Origin of the sequence: Chengkuizengella axinellae (genome assembly GCF_030730905.1) — a bacterium.
Classification (GTDB): Bacteria; Bacillota; Bacilli; order Paenibacillales; family KCTC-33759; genus Chengkuizengella; species Chengkuizengella axinellae.
This window is the reverse complement of the sequence record NZ_JAVAMP010000002.1, coordinates 111,138-131,160: the sequence shown is the minus strand read 5'-3', so window position 1 is coordinate 131,160 and position 20,023 is coordinate 111,138. Positions and strand designations below refer to the sequence as shown.

Below are 20,023 nucleotides of genomic sequence, written 5' to 3'. Positions count from 1 at the left end.
TTAATATGCAACTCTATAAATTCCCTTTGGAGCAAATGGACTATTACAGTAATGCCACATCATAACTTCATCCTCATCTTTGAGACTTTGATCAATTCTTAACTCATCAAAAATGCCATTGGCTTCCCAACTCCAATCAAGCTGCTGTCCCATACAAAAAACATAATCATAGGGAGCTGCATGGTTGATGCTCCCCGCACTAGTATTCACTGTTGTTACTCCTGTGTCTAAATTGGTTGTCCATTCTGAGATTGTATTCCCATCACTAACAAGTGTAATGGCATTCCAATTCCCTTCTCTTTGATAAGGTTGACAGTTTCTAGAAAAAATGTAGTTGTCATCTACACTCCCAATGCAAATTAATGAAGAATACTTCGCATCGTCATAAGAATTCTGCTTATATAATAGATGAATCGTCCACGGAGAATATGGATCAAAATTTGTTAGTTCATATTTAAGAATTCCTTTTTCCCTTGAACTGGATGTAAAGGAAGTTGCATATGGTTTTTGTTCAATTTGTGGAGCAGAAATCCAAACGGCATCTCCAATGTTTGCTTTTGTATAAAGGATCAAGCCATGGGATGTTAATGCTGTTCTAGGAGCTACTCCTGTAATTTCTACCCTTTTTATATTTCCAAGATCAACAATTGTTGTTTGGGAATCTGTAAAATCTCCACTATCATCGTAAAGTCTCACATTGTCAAAAGCATCATACGGATCATACAAATAAACGGATCCAGTATACGTCTCACCTTGAGTAGTACTAAATTTCCAACCACCGTATGATACTCCACCCTCTACAGTCCTTGAAATTTTCCAAACAGATTCATTTTCGTAGATTTCAATAGAATTGTCCCCGATCATTGTAGAATTGGCATTGTTCCATCTTTCTCCCACTATGTTCGTTGTAGCCTCATCAATCGCCACACCTCCCCCATATTTCCCTTCAAATGATCTTAACGTGCTCACATTTTGAGTGGGCTCAATTCCTGTAAGTACATCATTGACTGTAATATCATAATGTGCTAAAAAAATGGTCGTGGCATCAATTGGCAGTACTCTATTGACTAATTGAAGTTTCGATCCTTTATGTGCATAAGACATGTTTCATCCCCCTTTCTCTTAAATCTCATATTTATAATTTAATTATATTATATTAATATGCAATGATTACTGCATCGATTGTGACCTCCTCATCACATACATCATCCATATAAATATCAATCGAATTTGATTGTTTATTATCCCAATAAAGGTGAGGTTCAACACTATTACATGATAACATCACAGTATATTGAGATAATCCTAAATTATGAGTCCATTGAACGGAGGTTTGATCAGCAGGAATCGTAAGTGAAGTAGCGAAAGAACCTCGAATTGGTTGCTCTAAATCAATTACCACTTCATTATGAGCCCGAATAGAGTTGACTCTAGCTGTTTCTATATAGGTGCTTTCATCATCATGATCATACATAAACGGTTTCCATTTACGAACATCTGAAATGGCGTCATAAGTCCCAGAAGTTCCATCCGTTATACTACCAATGTTTTTCTTAACATGGATCACTGCAATTTTCACACCATCTGATGGTAACGAAGGTTCAACTGGAGTAGATGCAGGAGTTCCTGTCTTCACTGAAAGTTGACCTTCATTGTTGCCAGAGCTTGATCCTTGTACATATATTACATCATATCGATCATACGTAGCACTTGCAGATGAAATAGAAACACTTTGAGTATTTACAACAAACCGTTTACCAGAATCAGTAAATACAATTCCATCTTCAACTAATACCGTCATATTTGGTACAGATTGAGCTGATACAAATAAGCCAGAGTGTATGCCATAACCACTAAGATCATATAAACTTTTGGTTTTTGCTAAATCTTCCTCAGCTACACCATTAATAAAAGAAGCATTTAAATTAGCGACTTTTGCAGATGAACGGATTGTCAAAGCATCTACACTTACATTTCCAGAAAACTCAGCTGAACCTACATCCCCATTCATATAAATGGTTGATTCTACGATTTTGTTATTTCCATTTCCATCTAACTGAATTGTTTCTGTTCCACTATTTCCTCTTACAACGACCTGACCATCGTCATTATTATCACCAACGTATAAAATTCCAAGACCAGCAACAGTAAATGAGCCATTTACTTTTTGATTGGCACTATCATTTCTTACATAATTAGAGGAACTAATTCCTCCTAATTTATCTGCATCTAAACCAGAACCAACACCATCGTTCCCTGCATGCCAAACTTGATTGCTTCCAACAAAATAGCCATCCGTAGTTGTAACAGAGCCTGTGATATCCAACATGGAACCGTTAGCCAACGTGTAGGAAGTTGGAGAGGTATTAATTTCCTTACCTATAACCATCGATCCATTCATATACATTAAAAATGTAGTGTTTGTATCAGTTGCACTACCTCCGGAACCATTTCCTCTAATTTCAATGGCAATATCATCTGGTTGATTTCCCTCACCTACATCACTATCACCAACAAATAATAAACTGGCTACTCTGTCCCCCTGATCATACTTTGTATTAATGACAACACCATGATCCATTGTTGGAGCATTTACAGTTAACATACCGTTTAATGTATTATTGATGTCATTTCGAACAAGCTGTGAACCTTGGATACCGTCAATTAAGTCTGCATCTAAACCAGAACCTGATCCATCATTCGCTTCATTCCACACCTTTTTGTCATTAATTAAGGCATTTCCACTTCCATCAATTCTAAAGCTATAATAATCATCAACACTACTACTTCTGGAAATACCCGTCTTAGGGAATAGTAATCCTTCTGTAGCTCCATTCGCTTCATCTCCAAGTACCAATGCATTTACACCGATAATATCTGAATTTTTCATATCTATTCCAAATTTATTGGATGAAAAGTATTGTTCTGCTACTGTTGTTAATGAGCCCGTCATCGTGTCTCCACTCTTAGAAACGGAAGCAGATTTTGCGTTTTGTTCTGCTGAATTAGCCAGTGCTTGTGATTCAAATACATTCGCTCTTTGTTTTTCAATTTGGAGTTCAACATCATACATAGAATTATGATTATATAAACGAACCATAGGTTTATTTGTGACTCCATCAATATAAATTTCTATATGATTCGAAATTGTTCCAGACTCATAAATTTTATTAAGTAAAAATGTTGTTGCATTATTATCAGAACCATTAGCTTTAAAGTATGCAATAGAAGCAGCGTCAGTTCCTGTATGTTTTACTCTCGCAGTAACAAGATATGAGTAATTAAAATCTAAAGAAGTATTGTCGTAGTCTAATATTTCAGCAGGTGTAACTGAGTTAATAGAAACTGTTTTGGTCCAACGCATAACATTGAGATTTATTAAATTATCAGCATAATCTTTAGAATTTTGCTCTGCTTGATCAGCCTTTAATTGAGCATCCCCTTGAATATCTGAAAAATGTTTTCCATCAATCTTATCTGCATCTAAACCAGAACTACTTCCATCATTACCCGAATGCCATATTGTAAATTCACCAAGGTCCTTTATATATGCTTTAAGATTACTACTAGATTCTAATCGTAACTTTGTATTAGGGTTACCAACAAATATAGTATCACTACTAGAATTCACCATCTGATTGTTTCCCGTAGTTAATTCCATAGAATTTAACTTCCCATTTGCTAAATTCAAGTCTCCGCTTGTTACATTAATCCCATCATTCGCATTAATCTCCGAGTAAATAGAAACTAAATCACGTTGAATGGACACAACATCTTTACTAGTACCACTAGAAAGTTTATGACGAAAAATGACACCGTCTCCACTATTGTCATCACTGTACACAATAAGATTAGTAGATTCTACATTATCAGTTTCTTCAACAAAGATAGCATGTTTATCTGAAATACCGCTCCATACTATCCCTTGTGAATCTCCATTTTTGACAATATTAAATAAAAGATCGGAGTCTGCTACCTTCTTCATTAAATCAGTTCCATGTATACCATCGACCTTATCTGCATCTAGATTAGATCCTGCACCCATAATACCTGTATGCAACAAATGATAAGTATTACTACCATTAGTAAATTGAGGTGTACTAGTAGACTGGATCTCAACATTAATATCTGTACTGCCAAGAACGACATTGTCAGAGCTATTAATATTTAATATTTTGTGTGTGGAACCCCCACTTTTTTTTGCTCGTATTTCTTTCGTATGGTTAAGTTGAATATTTCCGCTAGTATTCAAATCTCCAGATAAAGTTAATTCCTTTGCAGTTATTATGTTCGGGACATTTAAATCCTGTTTTCTTTTTGAACCTGTAATTGTAATACTCACTTTGATCCACCTCGCAATCTAGTAGAAGTCCTTCTTGTTCTAGGTCTAAACTCTGTGTTTTCAAATAAGGAAACTGTAATATTTTCATAGGTTTGAATATGCGGGCACTTAATCGGTGTTCCACTCATCATAATTTTAAAACGGAATTGATTACCTACACTTGAAAACCTGTGAAGTTGATTATCATTGACATAAGACTCCCAGGTCTCCCCTGCATTATTGGATACATAATATTGAATGCTACATTCAGATGGAATGTAATCCATTAAGTTATCAATTTCTGCAAATTGAATATTACCGCCATCACTTAAAGTATAATCTCCTAAAACAAGCTCTGAATCAGTTTCGAGAACATAACCTATATCTTGCGGATAGATGTGAAAGCGTCCCCCATCCCATGCATAACCTGTATAAATCCAATATTTTGTTCCATTTTCAGTTGTTATTAATATAGGTGGACAAGCATAGTCGTATGTTAATGGATCATGACTAAAATGGAAATCACCATACCTTTGACTAACAGCTACAGGCATGTTGTGTTCTTGATCATACCATCCGCTGCATTCCGCCCAACCTCGATCTGCTTGAATGGTTATAAAATCACTACCATATTCAGGATGACCTCCATTAATTCTTGGATACCCATTAATCCAATAAGGAATATTACGAAGATCCTGCGTACTTCCACCAATTAATGTTGGAACAACATTCAATTCAACGGGTTCAGTAATACATGCTGTAATATCTATTTTTGCAATTCGGTGGTACCCGACAACCCATATGTGATTTGGGTTCTCGTTATCTTCTACGATTCCATCACCCCTCATGTCATTGCCAAGCCCTAAGCTTTCAATTCTTAAATTATAGGTAATAGGTGTGTCAGTCTCAGGATCAACAGTAATCCAAATTTCACCATTACTATGCCAAGTACTATAAATACGGTTGGTTCTTTTACTATACTTACAATTGCCGTATCGACCGTTATTTCGCTTATTTATAACTGAAATTTCTTCCTTGACCTGTGTTTGCGTATTCCATCTCATTTGACCTGTGCTTTCTCTATCATCTGAAATAATATAAAGCCAGTCTCCAGCAAGTGCTAAGCCGTTATAATAAGAATGACCTATTTCGTCTGATGGTAGGTTGTGTGACTCTTCTGTCATTACTTCCTTCACAACTTCTGAACCCCCAGCTTTTAAATCTGAGTAGTCATATTTAGCAATATTATCATTTGCATGATTACCAATATAAGCAATACTACGTTCTTTATCTACAGCGATTGAATTATAGTAGGCATAATCATTCATAGGTTTGTAATCATAAAACAATTGAGCAATCGTACCGTCATTTGCAATTTTTTTTATGGCAAAACCATCCCCCCATCCTACTGAAAGAATAAACTGTTCATCTATAATAATGCCCCCTTGTGAAATGACAGCGTCTCCGTAACCTGCAAATTGTTGATAAGGGTTATCATCTCTTGCTTTAAACTCCGTTGTAATCATATTTTTATACAAATCCGCAAAAATGGCATTTCTTGAAGAGATCACATCGGAAGGTCTCAGTTTAAATGTGTCTATTGATATCGCCATATTATTCTACTTCCTTTAATTGTTCTAATTTCATTTTGATACGATCTATCTCTTGCTCGTGTATAGTTAATAACTCTGGATTGTCATTCACGGCTTCTACCATTTCATCCACACATTTTTGATATTCTTCGATTAATCTCTGTTTTTCAAATTGCTCCAAGTTAATCAACTCCTCGTTATACTAGAAACCCAAAATTGATGATACTTATCTAAATCATTTTCTTTAATATCATAAATGAAAGAATCTGAGAGACCGCTATATATAAGGGTGGCATTCGATTCATTTAATGAATTCACATCACTCACCGCATGGCATTTGATTTCAATATGTGACAAACGTCGATCTCTCGGTAAATCATAACGAATAAAATAGGAATCAAATTCAGGTGTAATTAATAGATTTGCTGGATTACCAACCGTATTCTGAAGACTAATACTTCCTGTAATTTCCGTACTTTTATGTGCTGGAGCAACAGCAACCACCTTATAATAAACTGTCGTTTTACTAGCATATGAACTGTCTAGAACAGTTGTACTTCCATTTACTTCATCTTGATTGATAACGGAGATTAACCCATAACTTGTATCATCACCTATGGAAGACCATACTTCATAATGTGTCACATTGGATGAGGAAGACTCATCAAAGGTAATTTGCACTTCATCTAAAATCTCTTGTAACCTCAAGTTTTGTGGAGGAGAAGGGACAGCAACGTGTTCATCATAAGATTGTTTAAATGTTGATATCTCCACTCCATCCACAGTTTTTCCTGCTGCCATTGTAATGTTTCCGTTAAAAGTCACATCGATATCTTTTCTAGCAAATTTATCCCCCGTTATGCCACGAAGTTTATCTGCATCTATACCTGATCCACTCCCCATATTTCCTGTGTGTAATATTTTTTGATTATGGATAAAAAGATCATAAGATCCTCCTGGTGGAGCTATAACTAACTTGTTATTACTAGCAAGTGTTGTATCTTGATCCAAGTATATGGAAGCGGTAGTAATGCCCCCATCCTGCATGAAAAGAACTTGTGGTTTTCCCACTTCACCACTGTCATTATCTGTATCGGATTCTAATACTAAACTAGCATCACCAGTATGTTTAATCCGAATCTCATTTCCATACGAAGTGAAATTACCATAGATATCGATATCCGCTCTCAAAGTACCTCGATCCATAAATTCTACGATTGAGGTTGGAGTATGTGCCGCAGTTGTATTAACATCTAGAACAATTTTATTTCCACCTTGCAGAGCTAATATTTCCCCTGCTGTTGCCGCTTCATCATTCTCAGTTCCTATAATCAATAAACTATTCTCACTAGAAGAACCATCAATATCATATCGATAGTTACTAGCATCCGAATAATAACGAATGAAACCAAAATCACTGTTTGTATTACTTGCTGATTCGAACCGTATACCAGAATATCCAGTACTACTATTATGATTGAATGTAATACCGTCACCATTCTTGTTTATAGCTAAACCTTGTTCAATCTCAACATGACCTGCGAAATAAGAATCCAGACGATTTCCAGGTGTTCCATCACCCCCGTAACCGATGTTTGCAATAAGCTCACCGTTGCCTCTATAAAATTTGTGCCCTATAGAAAGGTCATCCCCTCTTGCGTGAGCTCCATATTTCAAATAATAAGATTCATTTCCGATTACATACGCTGTACCAGATCCATTGAGTTCAATCTTATTACTGGAGTCTCCTACAGGCAGTGTGAATTTTCCATCATTTAATGTTAAAGAACCAGAGGGGAGCGTTAAGCTCCCATTAATTCTCACATTAGCATCTATGTCATGATAAACTGCCATTTCTTTCCCTCCTATGCATAATAATCGTAGGCGATTACTTCGATATATTTAATAATCATGTCTTTACCAGAACCTGATGAGCTTGCTTGCCAATTGGTATGACTTGCATAACTCGTAGAAAACTCGTCTAACATCATTGTAGCTACAGTTCCGTTACTGCTGCCCCAAACGGTATCTAATGTCCATTCCGCTATCACTTGTGAAGCATCATCGTTTCTCACTACTCTTAAACTAGCTTCTGAATTATCTCCCACTGTTGAATAAGAAATCATGACACGATATCTACGTTCTGCTCCATTAGCTACAGGAGGAAAAGGTCTATTGTCTCTAAACGTATTATAATGAACAAGAATATCTTCCCATGTTGTAGAATCCGTTTGGAATTGAAGATCTCCACCTACACCATACAATGGAAATCTACCCACTTCTAAAGCTTTGCCAACAGGTTTAAACTCACCCTCAAGGCGCATATTCCCTTTAATCGTTGTTTCATCTGTCGGTGCATTTCCTAAAATTGAATTTCCTTTCACAGTGAGATTTCCATCAACATCCATATTTCCTTCTACAACTTGCTCCTGTTGATACACTGTATCCCCATCTACGACCAGATCACCAGCGATTTGTAACTTTCCTTCAGAGTTAATCGTGACTAGATCAGATCCGTCAGAGGCTGCCACCCTAAATAACTTCGTATCTTGCACAGGCGTTATACTTGGTCTTATTTCCAAGGCTAAACCATTTTTGCTAAACGTATTCGTTTCATTAAATGTATTTACAGTGTCAGATTTAATGTCTCCAATCGTATCGATATCAATGATGTCAGCCACAGTATGTGTATGGTTAGCTGTAGCAAACTCAGCCTTGGATAATTCTTTTTCAGTCCAAATTTTATATACTTCAGCATCATTTCCAATTCTTGCAACAGGGGTTTCAATACTTGCTAGCATAGATTTTTGCGTTATTGTCCCAAAGTATAAATACGTATTACCATTTACATTCGTATATTGCGCTAATGGAGAACTTGATCCACTAGCATTATCCATATACAATTTATCTCCTAGTGTAAGAAGACCTGTAACTTCCCCCCCGGATAATTGTAGGTATCTTGCATCAGCAGACTGTTGATTCATCGCATTATTCTCAATTTGATCTAATTTATCTTTGTCACTGCTGCTCATCAATCCATCTACTACGGTTGATGCCAATGGATAATTACCTTGAATTGTTCCGTCAGCGCTCACGGATAAATGATTTCCTACCTTTAAGCCACCTAATCTAGAAGTAGTTGCAATTGGAGGCGTAAATTCAGCAGGTTTATCTGTTATTTCTGACCATGCATGTTGATGACCATGATAGGAAACTTCTGTACCATCTGATTTTCTAAAAGTTTCGGCTCTCACTTCTCCCCAATCTGGTGTAGATCCCCATGCTTTGTACATCTCCCAACGGGTATGATCTGCATTCCACCTTAAATATGGATGAGAATCAGGGCTTCCACTACTGTTAGAACCTACAGAAACTCCATGACCACCTGAGGAAACCGTCTCTCCAAAATTAAGAGAAAATACATTATTCGTTGTTCCTAAATCCGTATTTTGCACATGAGTTTGGGATACTGCTGTATCGATGTTACTTACACTTGATGTCGGTTTATTATGAATATCTGACCATTGCAGGATTTCCCATCCAAAGCTTTTCGCAGAACCATCTGCTTTAAGAAATTTACCTTCACTAACAGTACCTGTAGCTGGAACATGTAAGTCACCGTCATTTGTTGGATGTGCATAAATTGTAGATACTACACCGTCAATGGAAAGTTTTCCATTATCTCTAGCAGTTTCTACTCTTGTTGCTCGATCTGTGATTGTATCCAATTTCACCTTATCTTCGGAAGTCATAATTCCATCAGTTCCTGATGTTACCGCAGGATAATCTACACTTAACAAGCCCTCCTGATTTACAGATAAGTAATCCCCAACCTTCACCAAACCAGCTTGAGTAATTGTAGAAATTGGATAGTTGACACTAATTTCACCATCTGAAGTGAGCGTGATATTCTCCCCAACCTTGACTCCACCTAGTTTAATAGCTGTAGCAATTGGTGGTGTATACGTACTAGGTTTTCCTTGAAGCTCAGACCATGTATGAAGATGCCCTTCATAAGAAACTTCTATGTTCTGACTATTTCTAAAAGTTGCTGCTTTAATTTCTGACCAATTTCTCTCGGCAGCATCTGAATTCCAAGATGTATAAGCTTGAAACTGTTGTCCAGACCATCGCCAATAAGGATGATTTGGCTCATTACTGAATCCAATTCCCATTCCTAATCCGACTTCTTTACTACTTCCAACTTTAAATATATCTGTTGTTGTTCCAGAATCTGTGTTTTGATCGTGAGATTTACTAACCCCTTGATCAATTTGACTCACATTAGAATTCGGAATATTCTGAATATCAGACCACTGGACATACTGCCATGCTGCTGATTTGGCACTGTTCCCCGCTTTTAAGAATTTCCCATTATTTGTTGTTCCCGTAGCTGGTACATGAAGATCACCATCATTGCTAGGATGTGTATATACATTTGTCCTAACCCCGTCAATATTTATATCTCCATTAGAACTTGCTTTTTCCACCTTTGTAGCTTGTTCGCTAATGTCATTTAACTTTTTCTGATCTGCCCCACTTATAAAACCAGCATTACTCTCTGTAGCCGTTGCATGCGCACTGCCCCTTGACCCTTTGTGTTGCGTAAAATCTTCACCTAATTCAGAAAGATTTACACCATCCACTGTATTTCCTTCACCTAAATGAATGTTGGCCTCAACTGTTAAGTCAGCCGTAATGTTTCCACCTGAACTTAATTCCAAATACTGAGGATGAGTATGATCTGCACGAGCTACGTTTCCAGAGTTTCCACTATGGGGGACTTCCTGTCCCTCAGCATCTGCTAATCCAATACCTTCTATAGAGTCAATCACTTCTTTATTATCTATCCATACGTGTAGATCACTTCCAAATGGACCTGCTCCAGGAATCACTTCCGTTCTCCCATGATTATGTGTAGGATGATTTAAGTCCAATTTATGTTCTTGGATTGCAGCATAGTTGCTAACATGATAGTCCATGATTGAACCAGGTAATATTTTCGTTCCTTTAATTGCACCGTTTGCAATATGATGGGCTTGAATCCCTGTTTTATGAGGTTGATTTCCATCCCACTTTTCTAACTTAGAAGCTGGGAAACTATCTGATGCTTCAGACCTTCTCCAATGAGTATGCAGCTTACCAGTTTCCATAATGCAGGAGGTGATATATGCAATTCCTCTTTCTTCTTTATCTCCATTTGCAACTAATTCAACTTTAAATCTAAAACGATATTTAATCGGTACACTATAATCTAACTCTCCTGTATCCACATTTCTGCGAGGTTCATCGTATGGCCCGTAAGTCGTTTGCCGTCCTACACCTTCAAACCATTTTGTTTGTTCCGCGATTAATTTCTTTCTCTGGAAAGTAGCAGAAGAAGCACTGCTTGGAATCAGCAATGAAGATCTCGTATGATATTGATAATCTTCAATTCTCACTCTATCAAGGGATACTCTTCCACTTTCTTGCCTTAAAATGACTCTATGTTTACCATCTTTAATATTTTTGTTTATATCTCCCTTTACCGTAGAGGAAGGAGGAAAAGACATAATATGACGATGTGCAATATTGTTAACGTATGGCGACTCCAAATGTAAATAATGATTTGAATTCATTAACGTAGGCATTTCAATCGCCATTTTTCCAAATTCAGGTCCAGTAATATAGGTCATATACCACCAAGTCGTATACTCAATGGCGATATCAAAAGCAATAAAGGCATTAGATATATCTGTAGAAACGAAACATTTTCCGTTGGTTGCAATTTGTTGACCTGCCTTCTCCGTGCCTTCATCCCAAACATAATCTTCATGAACTTCCCAATCACCATATACTTTTACTGAAGCCCAAGTATTCTCTTCTCCATGATTGCCGCTTTCATCATACCAACCATTAGCGTAGTCACGAACATAACGTATTGGTCTTGCATGAAAGGCGATTTCTTTACCCAATTCAATATGACCGTGAGCATTTAACTTCTTCTCAACGTACTCCCCATCCACTTCACTATCATAAACAGTTGTCCAATGTATTCCATCTTCAGACACTTCGGTTTTCGTACCTTTATAAGTTCGTTCACTATTAAATTTATGGCAAACGTTCAATCTTCCAATCATATATTTCTGACCAAGATCAATTTCAATATGTTGCAGGCCATTTGGTAATGTCACTTCTGTGGATGAAATAGATTCTATAATGCTATGATTTCCATGCATAGCCATGTCTAGTTCGATTCCATCTACAATAAATTGTAATTCTCCTTGTGTAGGAGTTTGAGATGAGGTCACATGTTTACCTTCTGCACGATCCGTCAACGTACTATATTCTAAACCCATGTATTCCTCTGTGATCCCATCTTCTAGCGGAACAAAAGCATCTGTCTGCTGATTATCTATGACTACAAATTTAGGAACAAATTCGTCAATTTCAAACTGAACATTAAAGTTCGGGGAAGAACCATTTTCTACAGCTACTAACAAAGAACCATTATGAGGTTTAAAATAAATATCATTACGACACGTATAATCCATTTCAATCCATTCTTCTTCAGTCAAAGCCCTCCCAGAATATTCAATATGAGCATTATCGTCATAATTTATCGTATAATCTGAAGAAGATATTGGTGTTGTGATTTTCTCACCCTCTAGGAGGGTAGCAATAACTGCATTATTTGGAGCTGGATTTTCCAACCATTGATTTTGTGGATAAAAAACGGTTCCATCGGAAGTAGATAACTTCTCACCTATCACTTCCATTACATTGTTTCCATTTGAATAGTTGGTTACATTATATACATCCTGTTCTATTGAAGCACTTTGCTTATCTTTACCAATTGCAGATAATTTAGCGTACCCGCCTTCATTGAGAAAAGGTTCATTAATGCGAAACTCAACTGTAGACATACTTTGAATGTTACCGTCTTGATCATAAACCCAATCGCTTCTATCTGGTGTCCAAAATTCCGCACCTTGATACTCTACTCCACCTTCTAGACCAAGATAAGGGTCACCGATATAATTGCCACTTGGATAAATAAATGATAAATCACCAGACCCACCTTGATTCACGACGTATAAAAACTTACCGTCTGGGGTAACCGCTAAGCCTTGCGGATTAGAGCCCACTTGGATACGATCTACAACTTGTTCAGAAGAAACATCTATACTAATGACTTCATCCTGTCCTGAAAGAGAGACAAACAATTTCCCCATCTGCTCATAAGACTGAATGTGGGAAGGTTTAGAACCAACAAAAATTTTACGGACTTGGAAAGTAGGTTCTTCCCGCATCGGAATAAACACATGCCAAGATTCATTGTAATACTCACGATCTGCTGCAATCTCATCCAAAATATCTTGTTCATCGATCATTGCAATTTCCCCGGAGCCTAATAATGTCACAAACACTTTTCCATTCATGACTTCCACATGTTCAGGTGCATCTCCAATTGGGATTCGATATCGAACGTAAGGAGTGTCGGGTCCTCCACCTTCAGACACGCCTTCCTCTCTACTTACAGCTGGGGTTTCAGAAGATGAATCTCTTCCTGTTAAACCATTGTAAGGAGCTTTACCCGTCTTATCGACTACGACAAGTTCATTATTTTTATGATCTACAACGTATAAATGATCTGTGTCTGAACTTAAAGCGATGCCCCGTGGTTCATATTGTCTTAATGAACCATCAGTACTTCCATACCCACCATGTTGGTGAGCACCATCCGTACTTTCAACTCCTTCTACAGTACCTGCTGTTTCATCATACTGACTTGCAGAGTCTCCCCCTGTAACCTGTTTCAAACCATATTCCCCTGACAATCCTCCATGATAATTGTCTGTACCATATGCTGAAATCGGAATTCGATCTATGACCCACCATTGAGAGGAATCGTGACCACTTAAATCTAAAACAACGATATCTCCTTGATTTGCCATTGTGACATACAGTTTTTTACTATCGTCAAGCACAAAATCATAAGGATTGTTTCCTAAAGGAATTTTATGATGAACGTAGACTGATCCATCGCCCCCAGACATCGGATTATGAGTGGCATCTACGACTATAAGGGAATCAGGTACATGCAGATCTTTCGGATCACGATTTAAAATCAAAAAGTGTTTATGATCTCCTAATTTGTCTCCAGTCCATTTTATTGTACTTGGACCTTTACCCATTTTTAATTTTAAATCTGTTGTTATATCATTCACTAAATCCAATTCAACCAGACTATCGTCCCCTTGAACCGTCACGTAGCCAGTCGTCCCTAAGTCATTAATGGAAATATCTACAGGACGTTTTTCATGAATATGAATCGCTTCTACCTTTTTACCTGTTGCAATATCTAATTTCCAAATCTGATTCCCATTTTCAATGGCAGATTTCGTTCCTAAGGTGACTTCTCCATATGGGTTTTCACGTGCTAAACCATATTGAGAAGAGGCTGTTAAAAACAAACCGTTTGCAATCAAATTATCTGATTGAACTACACCTACATCCAAACCGTCAACTCTTAAATACCCTCCACCAATCAATGTCTCACCAGTATCACTATCATAAACCATGACAGACTGTGCATCTAAACCTTGAGTGGATATATGTTGAGTTTGAATGGTACCTACTTTAATAGAATCACCTGTAATGGCACCTGCTTGAATTTTGTCAGATGTCACAGACTGTGCCGCAATTTCAGTAGCAGTAATGGCACCTGATTTAATATGATCGGCATCAATTTGATTCGCCGCGATATGTCTGCTCTGAACAGCATCAGAAGTAATATTGTCACTTTCTATACTGATTGTTGAAATCACATCACTATTTAACACACCAGTTGTAATTAACCCTGCGTCTAACGCAGCAATTTGCGCACTTGTAATGGAGGCATCCTCAATGTGTACAGTACTAATACTCCCTTCAGCTATATGAACAGAATCAATTTCACCTGATCCGATTTTTGCACTTGTAATTGACGCATCCGCAATGTGTCCAGATTGAATGGTTAAATCTGCAATAATACCTGATTCCGCAGTAATTGTTCCTGTAGCAATTTGTTCTGCTTTAATTGTGCCTGTTTCAATCGTCGCCCCATCAATCGTTGTAATTTTAGGTTTAAAATGATCCGTCGGCACAATTTCCTTACTTCCAGCAGGCGGTTTCCACTTTAACGAAATGCCCCCATTTCCAGAATCATCGTAGTAATCAAGGCGAATGGTAATCCATGATTTCTCTTCTAAATGAATCTTGCCAAACACTTCTTCATCTCTACCATTCCAAGCATCCATCACTTTTTGACCGTGAACCCATAATCGAACTCCATGACTTTTTTGAATGTAAAACTCATAATCCCCTGTTCTTGGTGCATATATAAAACCTGTCCAACGAATGCTATAGCGATTTTTTTCTGAAATAAAATGAGGTTTTTCTTCGTTTGCCCAATCAAACTGAATGGTAGTATCCACTTGAGCACCTAGATATGTTTCAAATAACTCTCCATCAAAATAGGTTCCATATAAACCAACTTCTTTAGCCCCAGACTCTAATTTGTCCACTGTTATTTGCTCTGAGCTAATGTGTGAAGCTTCAATCGCCCCAGCTGAAATATGATCACTTTCAATAGCAGCGGACTGTATATGTGCACTTTCAATAGATTCCGCTGCTATATGATCTGAATTAATAGCATCAGCTTCTATATGATTAGCCGTAATTTGGTCTGATCGGATATGTTTGGCTTCGATGGCATTAGTTCGAATATGATCTGTATTAATGACGTTATCTGCTAAATCAGATACCGAAACAATTTTTACATTATCATTAATATTTGTCAGCCCTGTTGAAATTTGATTCCCAATAGCAATGGGCTGTCCATCTCTCCATTCTATGCCTACCCAGTCCCCTATTTTAGGTATATAATTTCCTTCTACCAACACAGCCTCTAATAGGATTAAATTTCCTTCTATATCTTTTTGACCACCTATATTCACATTAATTAACTTATCATTGATGATATGGACGACTTCTGCATAATCCATATAGTTATCTTGCTTTACTGTTTCATACAATAGATATCTACTTTTAAAATCCATATAATCACCTTTCCATAAATCCTAAGATTTCTTTCTTACGTATAAGAATTGTTAGGAACACTTACAGTCATCACATCCGACTCAGCGGATACTTTTCCTAATCGATTCATTGTCCTAATTTTGTACGTATATTCCCCACTCGATACACTATAGTCATAAAAATAGTTCACTTTTAAATTTAACGCTTTAATATAAGATTTTACGGAGGCAATGGGCAGCCAATCATGGTTTGTTTGTGAAGCATTTCCTTTTTTCCGAAAGATCGTATATCCACCAAAATCACTAATTAAAGAGTTCCCATCTTCATCTTTGGTTGGAGGCTCCCATTTCAACATTGCAAAATGAGTTCTTTTAGAATTTCCACTCCATCCAGATCCTATATAGTTTTGGATTTCTCTTGTTATAATTTCATTTGATAAATCAGTTGGAGCTGTAGGCGCAATGGATTCTTCTGGTGTGTAATTCGTATGACCCTGTAAGTACAATGAGGTTCTTTTTAAACTTTTATTAAATGAATCCTGCACCCTAATCACTTTAAATTTATCGTACATTGGGTTCGTGCCAATACTATCGTTTTTAATAGAAACAATATCACCAACTTGTAAAATAGGATAAAGTGGAATTTCAACCTCATCTATCGGATTGACCCAACTTAAATCTACCAAAAAATTTTCTGCTAGCTCATGAGCTTGTTCCTGGGTAGTAAGCACATTGGATATGCTGCGCTGAACTTCCATATATCTTCTTCCATACTTTCGAATCGAGTCTTCATTTTTCTTTTCCACAGGATCTAATCCTTGAACTCTAACCATGATATGATTCCGAACATCTGCATCAGATAATGAAACGCTATCTCTTATTAAACTAGATTCGTCGAGTTCAATCACAGGATTATTCTCACTAAAATCTCGTTCAATTTTTCTTAATATCAATCTCCCTTGCTCGTTAAAACGCAGTTCATGACTGGAGGAATCAGCAAGCAGCTGTAATGCATCCCAAAGACTCGTATTCTTTGCTGTATAAGGTTTATCTGGTTGTCCAATTACAAACTGAGTAGGATTTAATACTTCTATATTAATGCCGTAATCTGGGCAAAACTGATTGATCAGATCTTGCATCACATACTCCACAATGGTTAAATTGTCATCTCCATTATTAGCTGTGTACACCCCACTATAAGTTTTACTTTGATAAATATAAGTATCTTGAAACAACTTGGAATAATCACGACAGTTCATACGAATCACACTAGGGAAGGCACTCGCATCTAAGTCGTCCCCCAGCACGCCATTAAAACGTTGGACATACTCATATCCACTGTCCGTTAATAATCCTTCATACACTCTTATGATGTGCCTGGAATCTAGCAACGGATCATATACTCCTCCTACTAAATTTGTTGCGCTTTCTCTATTTAATGGAGATAAACTATAATCATTGTTCTCTATTTCTATTTCCAGTGATGCATTTCTACGAGAAAAATCATGAGAAATAGAAACTGAAATGACACGATCTGATATGTCTATTGGAACAGCTCCGTCTGAATTTCTTTCTATTTCAACCTTCATCTTCCAAAATCGATGATTAGCTTCTAATGCCGACTTAAAATCTGAACTCACGGATATCACTCTATAATCCCTCCTCATCCCAACTAAGTAACCAAATCACCAGAACATGAAACCTCATATCTTGCTTCATTTAAATTTCTGAATCGATTGATTCCTATTTGTTTAATTACTGCCTTATGTTTTATATTATTATCGTCTGTAATGGTCACCATGCCTTTTTTCGCTTCTGATTTCAAGTCCTCTAGCTGCAACTTTGCTAGGTTCATTTCGAATAATGACAAGTGCTGATCTGTTAATACAAACCATTGATTAGATTGGTCTATGACGCCAAGATTAATCAAATTGTGACCTAACAAGTCTATTGAATAAATTTTATTAAAGTTTACATCGAAGAAATCGATTTGGTTTTGTTTTGATAGAACAAAAAAATGACTATTATATATATCAATCCCTTGATAAACGTTCAAATCATAAGATTTATTATTTCTGTAGTCTTCAGTTTCATGAATGAGAGTATAAGCACCTGTTAATTTATTAATTTGATATACTTTCCCATATTTACTTACTGTATAAATATATGGGGTTCCAACATCCCAGGCCAACTGTCTTGTACTCTCTATACCATCCACATCAGAATATACATATTTCTGCAATTCACTCCCATAGTTGTCTGTGATCATTAAAGTCCCTTTTCCCTCATCATTTTCATAGAAAAATGCGACTTCATTCATCAAATGAACGATGCCTGTAGGATTAACAGAGGGTATATAGTAGGCTTCTATATTATAAATTTGTTGGCTGCTTGCATTATTAATCTCTACTCTTAATTGCCTCATGCTGGTTGCAGGGAAATCAATCCAAATATCTCCTTCCTCTGAAGTTTCATATGAATCATTTAATAATTCTGAATCATCAGAATATATGGATACGTCTAACGTTTGTTTTCCTTCACAAAGAATGCTTACTCTAGATAGTGAAATATGAAATCCTAAATCCAATGAAATAGATCCTTTTGAGTCTTGCATATTCCAGAATGTAACATCGTTTCCGTCCACTGCATTGGCTGCGTTTAATCCAGTAGCCTCTGATATAGCAATCGATCTTATCACATTTTTGGGCTTAACAGAATAAATGGACTCCAAAGTTCCATCTTCTGAATAAACATGAATTAAGTTGCCATCTAATATATGAAGTTGATTTAACCCAAAATCATGTGAAATGGAAACGAAATCTGCAGAATCTATATGAGAAAACTTCTTTATCAACCTAGTGTTCTTTTCAACGATATCTACAGTAAATTGAAGATGGTTGCTGTAATACGGTACAGCACTTGTTTGCTCCCCATTTACACCCATCGTACTGTTTAATAACGCTGTTTTGTTATTATTATTTTGCTTAGGGTTGATTTTGAAACTATGATTACCAACTCTCCATTTCATTTATGATCATCCCCCATCTGTATTCTGAACTGACATAGAAATAATATACATATGTTCATGTCCCATAAGTCTTGTAGCATCATAGGATTCTACCACTACTTTCCTTTCTACTCCCATATCATCTATTAACTTAACATTTCGTTTAGATTCTATTTCTCTTTCTAACAAGTATTTATCCAGCAGCGTTGTGTTACCTCTTATAAATGTCAATCGTTTTATATTTTTGTTATATGTGACAAAATGATCCCCATCCATACAAATATCATCAATACCGCTCTCGTCTTCTATCATGATTGTATTCACGATTTCATGTGTATGAATATCAACATGATAAATTACGGTTTGTTGATCTTGCTTGCATCCTATGACTAAAAACTCTGAATAAGATGTAAGGCCAACAACATGATGTGGGAAATTTGGAATAATAAAGCTTGTCACTTTGTAGTCATTTCCCCCAGTTAAATGATATCCCTCAATCGCACCATCATCGTCAGTTATATACACAATGCTGTCTTCAATACATGTCATTCCTATTGGTTCTATAAGTAAATGTGACAGCTCGTATTCATGAATGAGCGTTGCATCATGTATGTTTAGATTATTAATGAAATACGTTCCATTTTGTGTTAAGCCTAGCAGCCATATACTGCGTGAATCCACTGCGATAGAAATATATTCCTGACCCGCTTCTCCTGGTATTGCCATCTCATCTATTTGAACTAAATTTTGATTGTATACATAGATTACATATTGGTTTTTATTCAAAACGTATAAACGATCTGCTCCATAACAGAATTTATCAGCATGTAGTAAGCTCTTCTCATCTATTATTTTTGTTCTTCCTTGATAAAAAACAGATTCAAAGTTTAACTTTTCTACAACCCCTGTAGGTTGTGCAATGTACGTACCATTTAAAGTACGTACATTGTCCCCTACTAAGGTTATGTTGTCTGACTGCCTATCTGGATTGATGTGAAATTCATAATTTCCATATCTCCATCTCATACTGCAACATTCCTTT

The 20,023-nt window shown here is 36.6% G+C and carries 9 protein-coding genes; all 9 read right to left on the bottom strand.

Annotation, left to right across the window (positions count from 1 at the left end):
* The 9 genes from Q5Y73_RS06170 to Q5Y73_RS06130 are packed head-to-tail and all read right to left on the bottom strand — an operon-like array spanning nucleotide 1 to nucleotide 20,007.
* Nucleotides 1-1,104, bottom strand: a complete 1,104-nt coding sequence (locus Q5Y73_RS06170; RefSeq protein ID WP_305990988.1) for a phage head spike fiber domain-containing protein — start codon at nucleotides 1,102-1,104, stop codon at nucleotides 1-3.
* A gap of 52 nt (nucleotides 1,105-1,156) precedes the next feature.
* Complete coding sequence (locus Q5Y73_RS06165; RefSeq protein ID WP_305990987.1) at nucleotides 1,157-4,342, bottom strand: hypothetical protein; 3,186 nt, start codon at nucleotides 4,340-4,342, stop codon at nucleotides 1,157-1,159.
* Nucleotides 4,339-5,934: a hypothetical protein gene (locus Q5Y73_RS06160; RefSeq protein ID WP_305990986.1), complete on the bottom strand. Its 1,596-nt coding sequence runs from the start codon at nucleotides 5,932-5,934 to the stop codon at nucleotides 4,339-4,341. The genes Q5Y73_RS06165 and Q5Y73_RS06160 overlap by 4 nt, the downstream gene beginning before the upstream one ends.
* A 1-nt stretch (nucleotide 5,935) precedes the next feature.
* Complete coding sequence (locus tag Q5Y73_RS06155; RefSeq protein ID WP_305990985.1) at nucleotides 5,936-6,094, bottom strand: hypothetical protein; 159 nt, start codon at nucleotides 6,092-6,094, stop codon at nucleotides 5,936-5,938.
* Between the two features lie 5 nt (nucleotides 6,095-6,099).
* Nucleotides 6,100-7,767, bottom strand: a complete 1,668-nt coding sequence (locus tag Q5Y73_RS06150; RefSeq protein ID WP_305990984.1) for a hypothetical protein — start codon at nucleotides 7,765-7,767, stop codon at nucleotides 6,100-6,102.
* An 11-nt stretch (nucleotides 7,768-7,778) separates the two neighbouring features.
* Complete coding sequence (locus Q5Y73_RS06145) at nucleotides 7,779-15,995, bottom strand: PA14 domain-containing protein (protein WP_305990983.1); 8,217 nt, start codon at nucleotides 15,993-15,995, stop codon at nucleotides 7,779-7,781.
* Between the two features lie 35 nt (nucleotides 15,996-16,030).
* Nucleotides 16,031-17,623 (bottom strand): hypothetical protein, encoded by a 1,593-nt coding sequence (locus tag Q5Y73_RS06140; protein ID WP_305990982.1) that lies wholly within the window; start codon nucleotides 17,621-17,623, stop codon nucleotides 16,031-16,033.
* 23 nt (nucleotides 17,624-17,646) lie between these two features.
* Complete coding sequence (locus Q5Y73_RS06135; protein WP_305990981.1) at nucleotides 17,647-19,002, bottom strand: hypothetical protein; 1,356 nt, start codon at nucleotides 19,000-19,002, stop codon at nucleotides 17,647-17,649.
* Between the two features lie 6 nt (nucleotides 19,003-19,008).
* Nucleotides 19,009-20,007, bottom strand: a complete 999-nt coding sequence (locus Q5Y73_RS06130) for a hypothetical protein (RefSeq protein ID WP_305990980.1) — start codon at nucleotides 20,005-20,007, stop codon at nucleotides 19,009-19,011.
* Between the last annotated feature and the right edge of the window lie 16 nt (nucleotides 20,008-20,023).

Bases quoted from the DNA above. Each gene is read 5' to 3' on its own strand.
- Q5Y73_RS06130 (WP_305990980.1), bottom strand. From the start codon at position 20,007: ATGAGATGGAGATATGGAAATTATGAATTTCACATCAATCCAGATAGG.
- Q5Y73_RS06145 (WP_305990983.1), bottom strand. From the start codon at position 15,995: ATGGATTTTAAAAGTAGATATCTATTGTATGAAACAGTAAAGCAAGAT.
- Q5Y73_RS06150 (WP_305990984.1), bottom strand. From the start codon at position 7,767: ATGGCAGTTTATCATGACATAGATGCTAATGTGAGAATTAATGGGAGC.
- Q5Y73_RS06170 (WP_305990988.1), bottom strand. From the start codon at position 1,104: ATGTCTTATGCACATAAAGGATCGAAACTTCAATTAGTCAATAGAGTA.
- Q5Y73_RS06135 (WP_305990981.1), bottom strand. From the start codon at position 19,002: ATGAAATGGAGAGTTGGTAATCATAGTTTCAAAATCAACCCTAAGCAA.
- Q5Y73_RS06160 (WP_305990986.1), bottom strand. From the start codon at position 5,934: ATGGCGATATCAATAGACACATTTAAACTGAGACCTTCCGATGTGATC.